Annotated in this window: 14 protein-coding genes and 1 tRNA gene; 12 read left to right on the plus strand and 3 right to left on the minus strand. The window is 47.2% G+C overall.

Annotation, left to right across the window (positions count from 1 at the left end; all coding sequences use genetic code 11):
- The first annotated feature begins 1 nt into the window (after position 1).
- The 11 genes from R7Q09_RS17475 to R7Q09_RS17525 are packed head-to-tail and all read left to right on the plus strand — an operon-like array spanning position 2 to position 11201.
- Positions 2-370 carry a 3-hydroxyacyl-ACP dehydratase gene (locus R7Q09_RS17475; RefSeq protein WP_085569952.1) on the plus strand — a complete coding sequence of 123 codons (369 nt, stop codon included), beginning with the start codon at positions 2-4 and terminating at the stop codon, positions 368-370.
- Positions 363-2069, plus strand: coding sequence for a glycosyltransferase family 2 protein (locus R7Q09_RS17480; RefSeq protein WP_054575206.1), 1707 nt, complete (start codon positions 363-365; stop codon positions 2067-2069). The genes R7Q09_RS17475 and R7Q09_RS17480 overlap by 8 nt, the downstream gene beginning before the upstream one ends.
- Positions 2053-3606, plus strand: coding sequence for a histidine ammonia-lyase (gene hutH, locus R7Q09_RS17485; protein ID WP_213917109.1), 1554 nt, complete (start codon positions 2053-2055; stop codon positions 3604-3606). The genes R7Q09_RS17480 and hutH overlap by 17 nt, the downstream gene beginning before the upstream one ends.
- Positions 3606-4052, plus strand: a complete 447-nt coding sequence (locus tag R7Q09_RS17490) for an acyl-CoA thioesterase (protein ID WP_005388315.1) — start codon at positions 3606-3608, stop codon at positions 4050-4052. Before hutH ends, R7Q09_RS17490 begins: the two co-directional genes overlap by 1 nt.
- Entirely contained in the window at positions 4052-4672 is a 621-nt protein-coding gene (locus R7Q09_RS17495) for a LolA family protein (protein WP_017634795.1), read from the plus strand. Before R7Q09_RS17490 ends, R7Q09_RS17495 begins: the two co-directional genes overlap by 1 nt.
- Positions 4644-6986 carry an MMPL family transporter gene (locus R7Q09_RS17500; protein ID WP_318071057.1) on the plus strand — a complete coding sequence of 781 codons (2343 nt, stop codon included), beginning with the start codon at positions 4644-4646 and terminating at the stop codon, positions 6984-6986. Before R7Q09_RS17495 ends, R7Q09_RS17500 begins: the two co-directional genes overlap by 29 nt.
- Positions 6983-7594 (plus strand): DUF3261 domain-containing protein, encoded by a 612-nt coding sequence (locus R7Q09_RS17505; protein WP_104978899.1) that lies wholly within the window; start codon positions 6983-6985, stop codon positions 7592-7594. Before R7Q09_RS17500 ends, R7Q09_RS17505 begins: the two co-directional genes overlap by 4 nt.
- Before the next feature lie 20 nt (positions 7595-7614).
- Complete coding sequence (locus tag R7Q09_RS17510; RefSeq protein ID WP_318071056.1) at positions 7615-8802, plus strand: beta-ketoacyl-[acyl-carrier-protein] synthase family protein; 1188 nt, start codon at positions 7615-7617, stop codon at positions 8800-8802.
- The gene (locus R7Q09_RS17515; RefSeq protein ID WP_005388322.1) at positions 8795-9259 is read left to right on the plus strand and encodes a hotdog family protein; all 465 of its coding nucleotides are present in this window, start codon (positions 8795-8797) and stop codon (positions 9257-9259) included. The genes R7Q09_RS17510 and R7Q09_RS17515 overlap by 8 nt, the downstream gene beginning before the upstream one ends.
- Positions 9256-9981, plus strand: a complete 726-nt coding sequence (gene fabG, locus R7Q09_RS17520; RefSeq protein ID WP_213906496.1) for a 3-oxoacyl-ACP reductase FabG — start codon at positions 9256-9258, stop codon at positions 9979-9981. The genes R7Q09_RS17515 and fabG overlap by 4 nt, the downstream gene beginning before the upstream one ends.
- Complete coding sequence (locus tag R7Q09_RS17525) at positions 9978-11201, plus strand: beta-ketoacyl-ACP synthase (RefSeq protein ID WP_053307508.1); 1224 nt, start codon at positions 9978-9980, stop codon at positions 11199-11201. The genes fabG and R7Q09_RS17525 overlap by 4 nt, the downstream gene beginning before the upstream one ends.
- Positions 11202-11294: 93 nt before the next feature.
- Here R7Q09_RS17525 and R7Q09_RS17530 read toward each other — a convergent pair whose 3' ends face one another.
- Together R7Q09_RS17530 and R7Q09_RS17535 are read right to left on the minus strand one after the other, a co-directional pair.
- Positions 11295-12986: a class I SAM-dependent methyltransferase gene (locus R7Q09_RS17530; RefSeq protein WP_005382296.1), complete on the minus strand. Its 1692-nt coding sequence runs from the start codon at positions 12984-12986 to the stop codon at positions 11295-11297.
- A gap of 163 nt (positions 12987-13149) precedes the next feature.
- A tRNA-Arg gene (locus R7Q09_RS17535) sits at positions 13150-13226 on the minus strand.
- A gap of 203 nt (positions 13227-13429) precedes the next feature.
- On the opposite strand from R7Q09_RS17535, the gene folD reads away from it, so the two are divergent.
- Positions 13430-14290 carry a bifunctional methylenetetrahydrofolate dehydrogenase/methenyltetrahydrofolate cyclohydrolase FolD gene (gene folD, locus R7Q09_RS17540; protein ID WP_262687671.1) on the plus strand — a complete coding sequence of 287 codons (861 nt, stop codon included), beginning with the start codon at positions 13430-13432 and terminating at the stop codon, positions 14288-14290.
- 68 nt (positions 14291-14358) lie between these two features.
- On the opposite strand, the gene R7Q09_RS17545 is transcribed toward folD, so the two are convergent.
- Entirely contained in the window at positions 14359-15558 is a 1200-nt protein-coding gene (locus R7Q09_RS17545) for a NupC/NupG family nucleoside CNT transporter (RefSeq protein ID WP_005382298.1), read from the minus strand.
- Positions 15559-15576 lie beyond the last annotated feature (18 nt).

A 15576-nucleotide genomic window follows, 5' to 3' on the forward strand; every position in this document is an offset into this window, starting at 1 on the left:
CATGGATAAAAGAAAACCAACTATTCAGAATATTGAAGTGAGTGACCATACCGCGGAGCTGTCGCTGCGAGTGGATGCTGACATCTTAGATTTCCAAGGTCATTTCAATCACTTCCCTCTTTTACCCGGCGTCACTCAAATTGATTGGGCGCTGTTCTACGCCGTTCAACATTTGAATACTCCCAAGGTATTTAAAGGAATGGAAGTCATCAAATTTCAAGAGCCGATTCTGCCAAACGCCGACGTTTGCCTCTCACTCTCTTGGGACAATGAGCGCGAGAAATTGACCTTTAAGTACACATCGACAAACGGTGAAACCTTGGTGACTCACTCGTCAGGAAAAATGAAACTGGGTGAGTCACGTGAGTGATTATCGCCCCTGCTTTTTAATTCCTTGCTACAACCACGGCAGCACAATTGCAGACGTGGTTGCGTCGTTATCCTCTTTCGCTTTGCCAGTGCTGGTCGTGGACGACGGCAGCAATGAAGACACCAAACAAGCGCTTTCTGCTTTGAGTGAGCAAGGACTGATAAAACTGATTAGTTTGAGAGAAAACCAAGGCAAAGGTGGCGCGGTGATGGCAGGCCTACATCAAGCTCACCAACTTGGTTTTACGCACACCATTCAAATCGACGCAGATGGTCAGCACGACCTAGAAGCATTGCCGAAATTGCTCAGCGCCAGCGAAACAAAACCAGATAACCTGATTTCGGGCCAACCGATATACGACGAGAGCGTACCCAAATCCCGTTTGTATGGTCGCTACGCTACACACGTTTGGGTGTGGATAGAAACCTTGTCACTGTCTATCAAAGACAGCATGTGCGGTTTTCGCGCCTACCCAGTGGCGAAAACGGTCGCCGTGTTGAACAAGTACAGCATCGGCAAACGCATGGATTTTGATATCGAGATTCTGGTGCGAATGTATTGGGAAGGCGTCGACATTGATTTTGTTCCAACGCGCGTGATCTACCCTGAAGGTGGCATTTCCCACTTCGACGCATTGTGGGACAACGTCAAGATAAGCTGGATGCACACTCGCCTATTTTTTGGCATGTTGCCGCGCATTCCTTCGCTACTCGCCAGAAAGCACAGTCACACAGACGACAGCAATGCCCACTGGTCGAAACGAAAAGAACAAGGCACGATTTTAGGCATCAAAACCTTGCTCGCGGTTTACCGCTTGTTCGGTAGAAAAGCGTTCGACCTGATTTTAAAGCTAGTCATGCGCTACTACCACTTCACGGGTAAATCTGCCCGTGAAGCGTCTGAGGTTTACCTGAACAACTTACAGCACTACGCAGCGCAGCAGAACATCGCACTGCCAAAGCAGTTGGACAGCTATCATCATCTGCTTTCCTTTGGGCGTACCATGCTCGACAAACTGGCAGCATGGCAAGGTGACTTTAACGTCGATAACCTAACCATTCACGGCCAGCATCATTTCGAAGAGATGGCGCAGAAAAAACAAGGCGTGCTCATTTTAGGCTCGCACCTTGGCAATATCGAACTCTGCCGTGCGCTTGGTCGTCGACACTCTCATGTCAAAATCAATGCCTTGGTATTTACCCAACACGCTGAACAATTTAATGCGGTAATGAAGGCGGTAAACCCAAATTCGGAACTGAATCTGATTCAAGTCAGCTCAATGGGACCAGACACCGCGATTCTGCTTCAACAAAAAATCGAGCAAGGCGAATGGGTGGTGATCGTTGGCGATCGCACTTCTACCAGCAAAGAAAATCGTGTCGTTTGGGCAGATTTTCTTGGTAAACCAGCGCCATTTCCGCAAGGCCCATTCATGCTGGCCTCGGTATTAAAAGCGCCGGTTTATCTACTCTTCGGCCTACGCGACGATGAAGCAAACACTCCGCATTTTAATGTGTACTTTGAACACTTTAGTGACCAAGTCACGCTACCACGCAAGGAGCGTCAGCAGGCACTAGAACGCGTTGTTCAACAGTACGCACAAAGATTAGAACACCACACACTGCAAGCGCCGTTACAGTGGTACAACTTTTTTAACTTCTGGACTTTAAGTAATCAGCCACATGACAAACAACAATAATCACAACATCACTTTTGGTGCCCAATCTTTAACCATCGAAGATGTCGTTGCCATTGCTCAAGGTGCAAAGGCAAACATGAACACCTCGCCAGAATTTACCGCGAAGATTGATCGTGGCGTGGCGTTTCTGGAACGGTTACTGAAAGAAGAAGGCGTTATTTACGGCGTAACCACGGGTTATGGTGATTCATGCACCGTGGCGATTCCACCCGCTCTTGTGGATGAACTTCCGTTGCACCTTACGCGCTTCCATGGCTGTGGCTTAGGTCAAATCCTTTCTCATGAGCAAGCTCGTGCGGTGCTAGCAACACGTTTATGTTCATTGTCGCAAGGCGTATCTGGCGTGTCTCACGATCTGTTGAACCAAATCGTTACGCTTATCAACCACGACATTGCGCCGCGTATTCCACAGGAAGGCTCGGTGGGCGCAAGTGGCGATTTAACGCCTCTGTCGTACCTAGCGGCGACCTTGATTGGCGAGCGTGAAGTACTTTACAAAGGCGATGTGCGATCAACACAAGAAGTGTTTTCAGAGCTGGGCATTGAGCCAATTCGCCTAAAACCAAAAGAAGGTTTGGCGTTAATGAACGGTACATCCGTGATGACTGCTCTCGCCTGTCTTGCCTACAAACGCGCAGAATACCTAGCGCAGCTGTGCACCAAGATTACCGCAATGGTCTCTGTGGGTATGCAAGGTAACGATTTCCACTTTGATGAAGCGTTGTTTGCGGTAAAACCTCACCCTGGTCAACAGCAAGTTGCGGCTTGGCTGCGTGATGATCTCAATGCTGAGCGTCCGCCACGCAATAGCGACCGACTGCAAGATCGTTACTCGCTGCGTTGTGCGCCACACGTAATTGGCATGGTGCAAGACTCACTGCCTTGGCTACGTCAATTGATTGAGAATGAACTAAATAGTGCCAACGACAATCCAATTATCGATGGCGACAACGAGCGCGTTCTCCACGGCGGTCACTTCTACGGTGGTCATATCGCAATGGCGATGGATACGTTGAAAGTGAACATTGCCAACTTGGCTGATTTGCTGGACCGTCAGATGGCGCAACTGATGGATTACAAGTTCAATAACGGCCTGCCGTTTAACTTAACCGGTGCAGAAGGCGAGCGTAAACCGATCAACCACGGCTTTAAAGCGGTTCAGATTGGTATCTCAGCTTGGACGGCAGAAGCGTTGAAAAACACCATGCCAGCGAGCGTTTTTTCTCGCTCAACCGAATGTCACAACCAAGACAAAGTGAGCATGGGCACCATTGCGGCTCGTGATTGCTTACGCGTACTTGAGTTAACAGAGCAAGTTGCTGCGGCTTCACTCCTAGCAAGCGTTCAAGCGGTTGAGATTCGTCGTCGTCATAACGAATTGGACGAACACCACATGAGTCAGAGTTTGCGAGTAATTCGTGACGCCGTGCTGAGCGAGTTTGAGTTTGTGATTGAAGATCGCCCATTGGAAGAAGATTTGCGTCATTTCATTGAACGCATTCAGCAACGTCATTGGCCACTCTACGCGGAGGTATAATGCAAGAGCAGGTTCTCTACCCATTAGAAGCGGAGGTGACTATGGTCACCTCATTCCAAGATGCTGACCCGATGGGCGTGATATATCACGGCAACTTCTTTCGGTATTTTGAAGAAGCGCGTCGTGTGCTGATGGAGAAGATCCAATACAGCTATCGCGATATGCAAGACTCTGGGTATATGTGGCCGATCATCGACACGCGCGTTAAATACGTCAAGGCGATTCCGTTTAATCACACCATTCGCATTACCGCGCAACTCACGGAGTGGGAAAACCGCTTGCGTGTGGATTACGTGATTTACGACGCCGAAACGAATCAACGTATGTGCAAAGCGCATACAACGCAAGTCGCCGTATCCATTGAAAAGCAAGAGATGTGCTTTGTTTCTCCAGCAGTCTTTTTAGATAAAGTAGAGCAATGGCACAACCATGGGAGCCTGAACTAATGCAAAAGTGGTTACTCTCTTTTTTGTTGATATTTTCTGTTCCAGCACTGGCCACACCGACAGCAAACGTAACGGATTTGGCATCGCTTCAACAGCAGTTGTCTCAGCATGAAATCGTACGCGGAGATTTTACGCAGCAGCGTCATCTGGAAATGTTTAGTCAACCTTTAACCTCTAAAGGTCAGTTCACACTGAGCAAAACACATGGCTTGTTGTGGCAACAAACTGAACCTTTCGCAGTCAATTTGGTATTGACGGAAAACAAACTTCGTCAGACTTTTGCCGACCAAGCTCCGAAAACGATTTCTGCTGAAGAAAACCCAATGGCGTTCTACTTTAGCCATGTGTTTTTATCCGTGTTCCACGGGGATACTTCTGCACTGCAAGAACAATTCACACTCGATTTTTCAGTTGAGAACAATCAATGGCAGCTCGTTTTAGTGCCAAAACAGTCGCCATTAAATGCGGTGTTTCAATCCATCACTCTTTCCGGTAAAACGCACATTGATCGCCTAACCCTACAAGAGCTGCGTGGCGATAAGACCGAAATCACGTTTACGAACCAGACCTCTCTACCTCAGGAACTCACGGATGCCGAAGACGCTCAATTCCGTTTCTAAACTCAGTCTTGGCACTCATACCTTTGCTCTGGTTTGGCTCAATCTCGTTGTTTTAGCGGGCGCGTTGCTACTCAAACAATGGGTTTGGAGCGCAGAATCTCCGATTGAGACCAACATTTTAAAACTGCTGCCGAAGAACCAACAAAACCCGGTGGCTGAGCAAGCCTTTGAGTCGGTCTCGGCAAGTATGAGCGACAAAGTCATTTTCGTGATCACAGCGCCGGACAGCAACGCCCTTTTTGCAGCGGCCGCTGAATTTGATAAGGGATTACGCCAAAGTAATCATTTTCGCGATGTGGTGGGAAAAATCTCACCTCAAGAGCAGCAAGCTTGGGCGAGTTACTACTTTAAGCACCGCTTCCAATTACTGACGCCTGAACAACGAGAGCGTTTAAGCCAAAATCCAGAACAGCAAGTGCAGCATGTGATTCAGTCGCTGTACAACCCGTTTTCTGGAGTGACCGGGCAAGAGTTACAAAATGACCCTTTCTTGCTATTTCGTGATTATTTAAGCCAAGTTACCCAGCAATCGTCCTCTTTCCGATTGGATAACGGCTATCTGTCCGTCGAAAAAGACGGTGCTCAATACTTTCTTATTACTGCCGAGCTAAAAGACTCGCCTTATAGCCTAACTGGGCAGCTTGCAGTCCCTGATATTCAAGCGCTAGAACAGAGCGTCGCGCAGAAATATGGCGCTAAAGTGGCACATACTGGCGTTCTATTTTACGCCAACTTTGGTACGCAAAGTGCCAAATCGGAGATCAGTACCATCGGTGTGTTCTCTCTGCTCGGTATCATTGCATTGCTCGCGTTGGTCTTTCGTAGTGTGATGCCACTGTCTCTGGCACTGCTTTCCATCACCATTGGTTTGCTCGTTGCTTTGTCCGTTACGACGTGGATTTTTGGAAAAGTCCATCTGTTCAGCTTAGTGTTTGGTGCAAGTTTAATCGGTGTGTCTATCGACTACGCATTCCACTACCTAACCGAACGTCTTGCGGCGGGAAATGAATGGGATAGCGAGCAAGGATTAAAGCATATTTTCATAGCTATCACACTTGGCTTAATCACCAGTTTGATCGGCTATTTGGGCATGTTAGTGGCACCGTTTCCAGGTTTGCAGCAGCTTGCGCTGTTTTCATCCATTGGTCTGATTGCTGCTTACATCACCGTGGTGGCTTGGTATCCGATACTGGCTCGTAACCCATCGCGCTCCATTTCGACTTTACCGGGACAATCACTGTTGGCGAAATGGTTAACGCTTTGGAATCAACCTCGAATTAAAGTCGGATTACCGATGTTATGTGTGGTTGCGAGTGGCTTTTTCTTGCTGCAATTGAACTACGATGACGACATTCGTCTGCTGCAAACGATGCCGAACGATCTCAAGCAGCAAGAAACCTTGATTACGACGCTCAGTGGCATGCAATCTTCGCAGCAAATGTTGGTCGTTACCGCCGACGATGACGAAAACCTAATGAAAAAGCTGGAGTCTTTGACACCAACTTTAGAAGCGTGGAAAGCGGACAGCACCATCGAAAGCTACCAGAGCCTGAGCCGCTACTTGAGCTCAGTGGAGCGTCAACAACAAGACTATCAATTGATTCGCGATCTTTACGCGACACAATCCAGCCCACTAGCTTCCGGACTGAGCTTAAGTAAAAAGCCTAAAATGGACGCCGACTTTATCCCTGTCACGGTTGATCAGTACTTGCAAAACCCAGTATCAGCGCCTGTGCGTTTTCTCCATTTGGGTAAGATCAAAGGAAAATCTGCAACGGTAGTGGTGTTAAACCAATTGCAAGACTCCGCCGTTGTTAAGGCATTTGCCAAATCGCAGTCTGATGTTGTTTATCTAAACAAAGCTGAGGAAATATCCGCCCTATTTGGTGAATACCGAATCAAAATCATGGAACTATTGGCAGCCGCCAGTGCTGTGATCTTTCTGGTATTAATCAAGCGGTACGGTCTGCAACACAGTTGCCGAGTTTTACTGCCATCATTGATTGCTTGCGCCTGCGGTCTGGCAACTGCTGTCGCGATGGGAACAACATTAAACCTATTCAACTTGCTTGGCTTGGTGCTCATTCTTGGTATCGGGATCGATTACACTCTGTTCTTTGCCGAGAAAGCCCGCAGCGTGAGCACACTATTAGCGATCACCCTTTCGGCAATCACCACTGTGTTGTCATTTGGGTTGCTATCACTCAGCCAAACTCACGCGATTCACAGTTTCGGCATTACGGTGTTAAGTGGTATTTTTGTTGCTTGGCTGCTCTCTCCGATTGCGATTAAAACAGAGGAAACGACGTCATGATTTTTAACCATGCTTTTCGCTGCGCGACGTTAATCGTACTGAGTCTGTTTTTAAGTGCATGCAGCTTGGTACCTCACCAATCGACACCTCAAGTCGATATTGCTGAGAACACCCAAGTTAACTTACCGACTCCAGCCAGCTTGGGCTATCAGTTGACGGCCAGCCAATTGATTACGGCCTCTTGGGTAATTGACGACAAACCCATATCTGAGCAACTTCCGGTGCAACTGCAAGTGACTAGCAACGAAGTGGTACTGGCAGGCTTCTCATCTTGGGGGACGCGAGTGCTCTCGTTGTCTTACGATGGAGAACAAATCCAAACCGAAGTACTCAACGGTTTACAAGGTTCGCTACCGCAGCCAGAACAGGTATTATTTAACCTGATGATCACGCTCTGGCCGAGTTCCGCTTGGGAAGGATCGTTAAATGAGGTAAGGTGGCGAATTATTGATAAAAATAATTCTCGCGCCATCTTTGATAGCGACGGTGAAAAGATCATTGAGATTCAATACAGCTCTTCTAACAAGTTAGAGGGTAAGATTGATTTTCATCACCTCAAACATCAGTTTTCAATTTCTATTCAAACACTGCAACATCAGATTAATTAAGAACAATTTAGAATAACAATATGCCTATTCGCTCTTCTCAACCTTTGTATATTCAGGCCTGTGGCTTTCACTCTGCCATGGGACAAGATGATGCGCTCATCCACCAGTGTTTATCGGGAGCGAAGCCATCCAACATGGTGGTTGACCGAGATATTTTAAATTCAGGCCGCCAAACAGTAATCGGTCGAATTGCACAGACGTTACCGCAATTACCACCCGCACTCAGCCAGTTTGATACGAGAAACAACCGCCTCGCACTTTCGGCTTTGCAGCAAATCGAAGGCGACGTGCGTGACGCCATTGCTAAATATGGTCGTGACCGTATCGCAGTCGTGATCGGCACCAGCACATCTGGCATTTCAGATGGCGAAATCGCATTTGGTGAAAAGCTGGCAAAGGGTAATTTTCCTGCCGACTACCATTACACCAAACAAGAGCTTGGCAACTGCAGCGATTTTATTGCCGCCTACTTTGATTTGAGCGGCCCACATTACTCAGTTTCAACCGCCTGCTCTTCTAGTGGTCGTGTCTTTTTAACCGCGCAACGCCTGATTCGCTCTGGCATTGTTGATGCGGTCATTGTGGGTGGTGTGGATACCATTTGTCGCCTCACACTAAACGGCTTTAACGGTTTAGAAGCTCTATCCGATACCCTTTGTAAGCCGTTTGACCAACATCGCAACGGCATCAATATCGGTGAAGCCGCAGCATTAATGTTGCTAAGCAAAACACCTGCGCCCGTTGCTCTTCTCGGAGCTGGCGACAGCTCAGACGCACACCATATTTCCGCACCACATCCAGAAGGGTTAGGCGCAGAAGAAGCGATGAAAAAAGCGTTGGCCAATGCAGGACTTACAGTGCAAGACATTGGTTACATCAACGCGCATGGCACAGCAACGCCGTTAAACGATGCGATGGAAAGCAAAGCCATTCATCGCTGCTTTGGTGACTCCGTTCCCGTAAGCTCGACAAAGCCACTTACCGGACACACATTAGGCGCAGCAAGTGCAACGGAAGCCGCGATCGCTTGGCATATTCTCAAGTACAACCTTGATTTGCCAATACAACACTGCGAAACCAAAGCAGACGATATCCATATATCGTTAGTTGAGACGCCAACCAAACTGGGTAACAAAGCGATTCTCAGCAACTCTTTTGCTTTTGGTGGCAATAATATTAGTCTTATTTTTGGTTACGCTCATGACTAAACTTCCTCCCATCGAACAACTTTTGCCACACGACAAACCAATGATCTTGGTTGATCGTGCTTTGGATGTTCAACAAGATACGATTCACTGCCAGGTTGATATCGCAGAACACAACCCGTTCTTCGACTCGACCTCTCAAACCGTGCCAGCTTACGTTGGCATTGAGTTTATGGCGCAATCTGTCGCGGCGTGGTCTGGTTACCACGCATTAATGAAAGAACAAGCGCCACCGATTGGCTTTTTGCTTGGTAGCCGTCGATACACGTCTGAATGCGATACGTTTTCTCGCGGACAGGTGCTCGATGTGTATGCTGAAAAAGTTATGGAAGATAACGGTATGGCGGTTTTTTCAGCCCGTATTGAGCTACAAGGAACTGTTGTAGCGACTTGCCAATTGAACGTTTACGTTCCATCAGAAGAAAAATTACAAGAAATGAAAATCAGGAGTCAACAATGACCCGACAAGTCCTCGTTACAGGTGCCAGCAAAGGCATCGGTAAAGCCATTGCCGTTCAATTAGCCAAAGATGGTTTCCAAGTCATTGTCCATTACATGGGCGATCAACAAGGCGCGCAAGACACCCTAAACACCATCGAACAGCATGGTGGTAGCGGTCGTCTTATCCAATTCGACATCAGTGACCGTGCAGATTGTCGTGAGAAGCTAGAAGCCGATATCGCCGAACACGGCGCTTACTATGGCGTCGTGAACAACGCTGGTATCACAAAAGATACCGCTTTCCCTGCGATGACCGAAGAAGAATGGGATGGTGTGATTCATACCAACTTAGATAGCTTCTACAACGTTCTTCACCCTTGTGTTATGCCAATGGTGCAAAAGCGCAAAGGCGGCCGAATTGTTACGCTTGCATCAGTCTCTGGCCTAACGGGGAATCGTGGTCAAACTAACTACAGCGCAGCGAAAGCGGGCGTAATTGGTGCAACAAAATCACTCGCGCTTGAACTGGCAAAACGCAAAATCACCGTCAACTGCGTTGCTCCAGGGCTTATCGACACAGGCATGGTAGACGAACACGTGAAAGAACATGCGATGCCGCAAATTCCTTTGCGCCGCATGGGAGAGCCAGAAGAAGTTGCTGGTTTAGTCAGTTACCTTATGTCTGACATCGCAGGCTATGTAACTCGCCAAGTCATTTCGGTAAACGGAGGCCTAGTATGAGCCGTCGAGTTGTTGTAACCGGAATGTCAGGCGTGACTGCGTTTGGTAACGATTGGCAATCTGTCGAACCAAAACTGCGTGACTGCCAGAACGCGACGCAATACATGCCTTCTTACGAACAGTATGATGGTTTGAACACCAAGCTCGCGGCACCAATTTTAGATTTTGAACTGCCAAAGCACTACAAGCGCAAGCAAGTACGCGGCATGGGGCGTGTTTCCAAATTGGCGACCGTCGCAACAGAAAACGCACTAAGCCAAGCAGGTTTGATTGGTAACGACGTACTCACCAATGGTCAAACGGGTATCGCATACGGCTCATCAACAGGCAGTACTGACGCAATCGGCGCATTTGGTGTCATGCTGAATGAGAAAACCACTAAAGCGATCACCGCAACGACTTACGTGCAAATGATGCCGCATACCACGGCAGTGAACGTTGGTCTATTTTTCGGTTTGAAAGGCCGAGTGATCCCAACCAGCAGTGCATGTACCTCTGGCAGCCAAGCAATCGGCTACGCCTACGAAGCGATCAAGCACGGCTACCAAACGGTCATGGTTGCTGGTGGCGCTGAAGAATTGTGCCCAACGGAATCCGCGGTCTTCGATACCCTTTTTGCCACCAGTCTGAAGAATGAAGACCCGAAAAGCACACCAAGACCTTATGACTCCGATCGCGATGGTTTGGTGATTGGTGAAGGTGCGGGAACGCTAGTTCTGGAAGAGTACGAACACGCCGTCGCTCGTGGCGCGAAAATCTATGCAGAAATCATCGGTTTTGCCAGCAACTGTGATGCCGCACACGTCACTCAACCACAGATGGAAACCATGCAAATCTGTATGGAAATGGCTTTGCAAAACGCGGGCATTCCTTCTGAGAAGATCGACTATGTATCTGCTCACGGCACTGCCACCGACCGCGGCGATATTGCGGAAAGCAACGCAACAGCGAATGCTCTGGGCAAAGTGCCAATCAGTTCACTCAAGAGCTACTTTGGCCACACACTAGGCGCCTGTGGCGCGATTGAAGCGTGGCTAGGTTTAGAAATGATGCACACAGGTTGGTTTAACCCAACGCTCAACCTAGAAAACCTCGACGAGCAATGTGGCGATTTAGACTACATCGCCGGACAAGGCCGAGAGCTGGACGTGAAATATTTGATGAGTAACAACTTCGCCTTTGGCGGCATCAACACCTCCATCATCTTTAAAAAGATGTAATGCCCTTAATAAATGCAAAAGCGCTGGTTAACCAGCGCTTTTTTGTTGGTGGCTATCAGGTTCATATATCACGCTGTAACGGCAAACAAGACATTACCATTCCGCGATACAAAGGCGACTTTTAACACCACGAATTTGTAATCCCATCGCTTCAAAGACATGCTCAAAATCTTGACAAGATGCAGGCACATTAGGTAGCGACAATGAAGCCTCGGTAAAAAACGTCCGACTCAAATTATCCGTCTCTCCCCAAGCTAACTGCCACCAATCCAAAATTCGCGGCTTGGATGCGTTTAATCGATAGCTAGCAGGAATACGATCACGCTTGTTTAGGTTTTCAACCTTAGATGTTGGTAGTAAGTTCCACTTATCATTGTTGGGCCAATAAGCAAATGGCAAACAGTGATCAACGTGATACTCATTTCGTAATTTGCTTCCACTCCATACACTGACAATGTCGCAATGGCTGAGCTTCAACTGTTCAATTCTCTTTCGCACGACTCGCGTATCATGGTCTTTATCAATCCAGACCAAACAATCATGATACGTTTGCAGTGGAATACCCCGCTCTTGATTAGACCGAAATCGTTGCATTTCCATAATCCATTGGTTGACCACCAGCGGCTCAATCCAAGAGTTATACAATCGAAAACAATCCCAAAGGCTTTCATCCAACACAAACAGCCCATAACCTTCGAGGAACTCGCTATCCACAACAATTGAACGTTTTGGCTTCTTAGCTGAACGAATCATTTCAAAGTAAGGGTTTGATTTATCACCTTGATAGGTAAAAGTGACGGGACCATCTTTTATGGTTTTTAAGCTGTCTTTTATCGCTTTATCAAGCGCCACTGCATCTTCACCAAAAAATGTCGTGCCTATAGCAAGATCATCAGGACTTAAATGGGAAAGTCTGCCCCAGCCATCGGGCTTTATAAAACCTAGCCCTTTAGACGAGTTCGAGCTTTGCTGGATGTTCTCTTTATCGATTAAACGCTTAAATTGACGAATCCAATATAAGCCAACTAATCCTAATGGGATTGCAACTTTACCTTCGCTGCGATCAACCACTGCACCAGAATGAGCGTCTGCAATACGTAGTAAAGTACGTAGTAGTGCGAGCTTATAGGTAGCCGATTTGGAATCATTGACGATAATGTGGCGAACCTTATTCAGATCACCGGAACCATCATCAGGCAAAGACATCACTACAGTTTGCCAAGATACACCCGTTCGCTTTAACTGATCGTCATCGAGAGATACGTTTCTCACCATTAAAGCGCTATTCTTTGCAAACTTTTCGAGCTCTTCAACCGATACGGGATAAGCTTTACGACCGTCAGAAAAGTCACCGTGACGAAGGCTAATCACCAATCGACCATTAGGCGCTAACAAATTTGCAAGTTTGCGAAATGCACGTTCACGGTGCGTAGGCGCAAGATGCATCCATACCGCACTGACAAGAATTAAATCGAAGCGAAAGCCAAGATTAATGGTTTTCTCAAGCTTAGGTAATGCATCTTCAAGCCAAGTAACGGAATCGCCACAGTAAGACTTACCAAGCCTTAGAAGTGCTTGAGCAGGCTCAATCGCAACAACTTCACACCCATGCTCAGCCATCCATTTCGCGTCTCGACCAGAGCCCGCGCCAACATCTAACACACGATCTCCAGCCTGGGGCCAGAAGACTCTCCAACTCGCGTGGACATCCTCAAACTGGATCGATGTGTATTGCTTCGCGAAAGAGTCGGCGTGTCGGTCATAAAAGTTAGAAGTGGCAGGCATAAAGGTTAACGAAAGGTAATTAATATGCGTCCATATTAATTGCTAGAAATTGCAATGGCTAGAATGCCATTCAAAAGTTGTAGATAGAGTGGCAATTACAGCCAAAAACCTAAAAACGACAAAGCCCCGACAACTCAAAGAGTTATCGAGGCTTTTGAATAAATGGCACGCCCTATTGGATTCGAACCAATGACCACATCCTTAGAAGGGACGTGCTCTATCCAGCTGAGCTAAGGGCGCGCTACAGGGACAGGATTATACGAGTTCAAACGGGTAAATCAACGGGTTTTCATAACATTCTGATCTGAATGCCTAAAAAAAGTCCATTAAAACGCTTAATGTTCAAAAACACCACAAAGCAAACGTTTGCGTATGGATGTTGATAAGAAATTCTGCGACAATGCGCCGCAGATAATCTGCCTTCTTAATTTATAAGGAAAGTCATGACTGCTCAAAATATAGACGGAACTCTCATTTCCCAAACTGTTCGATCCGAAGTGGCTGCACGTGTTAAAGCACGTGTTGAAGCTGGGCTACGTGCTCCTGGTTTAGCAGTGGTTCTAGTTGGTGAAGATCCTGCTTCTCAAGTTTATGTCGGTAGCAAACGCCGCGCATGTGAAGAAGTTGGGTTTGTTTCTAAGTCTTTTGACCTTCCTGCGTCTAGCTCAGAAGAAGAGTTACTAGCGCTGATTGATGAATTAAACAACGATGATGAAATTGACGGCATTCTAGTGCAATTACCCCTTCCTGCGGGCATAGACACAACACATGTTTTAGAGCGCATTCACCCAGAGAAGGACGTGGATGGCTTCCACCCTTACAACGTTGGCCGTCTTTCGCAACGTATTCCAAAGCTTCGCTCTTGCACGCCAAAGGGCATCATTACCCTACTCGACCGTTACAACATTGAGCTGCGTGGTAAACATGCGGTTGTGGTTGGCGCATCAAACATTGTTGGTCGTCCAATGACACTTGAGCTGCTGCTTGCGGGCTGCACAACAACAACATGTCACCGTTTTACCAAAGACCTAGAGAGTCATGTGCGTCAAGCTGACGTTGTCGTGGCTGCGGTTGGTAAGCCTAACTTCATCCCTGGTGAATGGATTAAAAAAGGCGCAGTGGTGGTCGATGTCGGTATTAACCGTCTTGATTCAGGCAAACTAGTTGGCGACGTGGAATACGACAAAGCACGTGAAAGTGCGAGCTTTATTACTCCTGTTCCTGGTGGCGTTGGCCCAATGACCGTCGCAAGTTTAATTGAGAACACGATGCTCGCTTGCGAACAGTTCCACACAGACAAATAACGTAAAACTTCAGATACGAAAAAGGCTCCGCGAGGAGCCTTTTTGCTAATTGTTGATATCTATTTCAATTACAGACTTAAAATCACGCCCGCAATAGAAGCGCTCATTAAGTTCGCCATGACACCAGCGATAATCGCACGGAAACCATGCTTAGAAACAAATGCACGCTTTTCTGGTACCAAAGAGCCCAACCCACCAATCAGCATCGCCATGCTTGAGATATTTGCAAAGCCACACAAAGCAAACGTCACGATTGCTTGTGAGTGTTCACTAAGTTGAGACTTCACTTCTGCAAGCTGGATGAAAGCGACGAACTCATTCACCACAATCTTGTTACCAATCAGCGAGCCTGCTGTGGTTGCTTCTTGCCATGGTATACCCAACAACCAAGCGACTGGCGCAAACACAAAACCTAGGATGAGCTCAAAACTTAATGGTGTCCCAATTAGATCACCTATCCAGCCTAACATGCCGTTTAGCATTGCAATGACACTAATAAACGCCAGTAACGTACCACCGACCGATACAGCAATGCGTACACCCGCCATGGCACCATCGGCTAATGCTTCAACCACGTTAGTTGCACGTGGAATTTCAACTTGGCTAATGTCGATATCTGCTGCTTTATCCGTATCTTCTGGCATTAAAATTTTTGCCATCAACAAGCCGGCAGGTGCCGACATAAATGCAGCAGCAATAAGATAATTGAGGTCGACACCCAGTGATGCGTAACCAACCAACGTTCCGCCAGCAACTGACGCTAAACCACCTGTCATAACTGCAAAGAACTGCGAGTCAGTCATGTGTTTTAGGTAAGGCTTTACCATTAATGGTGCTTCAATGGTGCCAACAAAGATATTCGCCGTAGCAGACAAAGACTCAGCACGACCGATACCTAGCAGCTTTTGAATACCACCACCGATAAAGTTAATGATTTTTGGCATCACACCAATGTGATAAAGACCTGAGATAAGAGAGGAGAAGAAAACGATGATACCCAGAACATTGATCGCAAAGGTGAAGCCCCCTGTCGCCAAATTACCGAATAAAAACGCAATGCCCTCTTGACCATAGTTGATCAAATTCGACACAACACTGCTCACTGAATTCAGCGCATCTCGTCCTGCTGGTACATATAAAACCAACAACGCAAACAGTACCTGCAAAGCAAACGCAAACGACACCGTTCTCAGCTTTATATTTTTTCTATTTGTAGAAAGTAGCCATGCTAGGAATAGTATGGCTACGATACCAATAATTGAGTTCATAAAATGAATCCGACAGAA

The sequence above is a fragment of the Vibrio sp. 2130-1 genome (assembly GCF_033339515.1).

Excerpts from the sequence above, each read along its gene's own strand:
- R7Q09_RS17475 (WP_085569952.1), top strand. The coding sequence starts at position 2 with ATGGATAAAAGAAAACCAACTATTCAGAATATTGAAGTGAGTGACCAT.
- hutH (WP_213917109.1), top strand. The coding sequence starts at position 2,053 with ATGACAAACAACAATAATCACAACATCACTTTTGGTGCCCAATCTTTA.
- R7Q09_RS17490 (WP_005388315.1), top strand. The coding sequence starts at position 3,606 with ATGCAAGAGCAGGTTCTCTACCCATTAGAAGCGGAGGTGACTATGGTC.
- R7Q09_RS17495 (WP_017634795.1), top strand. The coding sequence starts at position 4,052 with ATGCAAAAGTGGTTACTCTCTTTTTTGTTGATATTTTCTGTTCCAGCA.
- R7Q09_RS17500 (WP_318071057.1), top strand. The coding sequence starts at position 4,644 with ATGCCGAAGACGCTCAATTCCGTTTCTAAACTCAGTCTTGGCACTCAT.
- R7Q09_RS17505 (WP_104978899.1), top strand. The coding sequence starts at position 6,983 with ATGATTTTTAACCATGCTTTTCGCTGCGCGACGTTAATCGTACTGAGT.
- R7Q09_RS17510 (WP_318071056.1), top strand. The coding sequence starts at position 7,615 with ATGCCTATTCGCTCTTCTCAACCTTTGTATATTCAGGCCTGTGGCTTT.
- R7Q09_RS17515 (WP_005388322.1), top strand. The coding sequence starts at position 8,795 with ATGACTAAACTTCCTCCCATCGAACAACTTTTGCCACACGACAAACCA.
- fabG (WP_213906496.1), top strand. The coding sequence starts at position 9,256 with ATGACCCGACAAGTCCTCGTTACAGGTGCCAGCAAAGGCATCGGTAAA.
- R7Q09_RS17525 (WP_053307508.1), top strand. The coding sequence starts at position 9,978 with ATGAGCCGTCGAGTTGTTGTAACCGGAATGTCAGGCGTGACTGCGTTT.
- R7Q09_RS17530 (WP_005382296.1), bottom strand. The coding sequence starts at position 12,986 with ATGCCTGCCACTTCTAACTTTTATGACCGACACGCCGACTCTTTCGCG.
- folD (WP_262687671.1), top strand. The coding sequence starts at position 13,430 with ATGACTGCTCAAAATATAGACGGAACTCTCATTTCCCAAACTGTTCGA.
- R7Q09_RS17545 (WP_005382298.1), bottom strand. The coding sequence starts at position 15,558 with ATGAACTCAATTATTGGTATCGTAGCCATACTATTCCTAGCATGGCTA.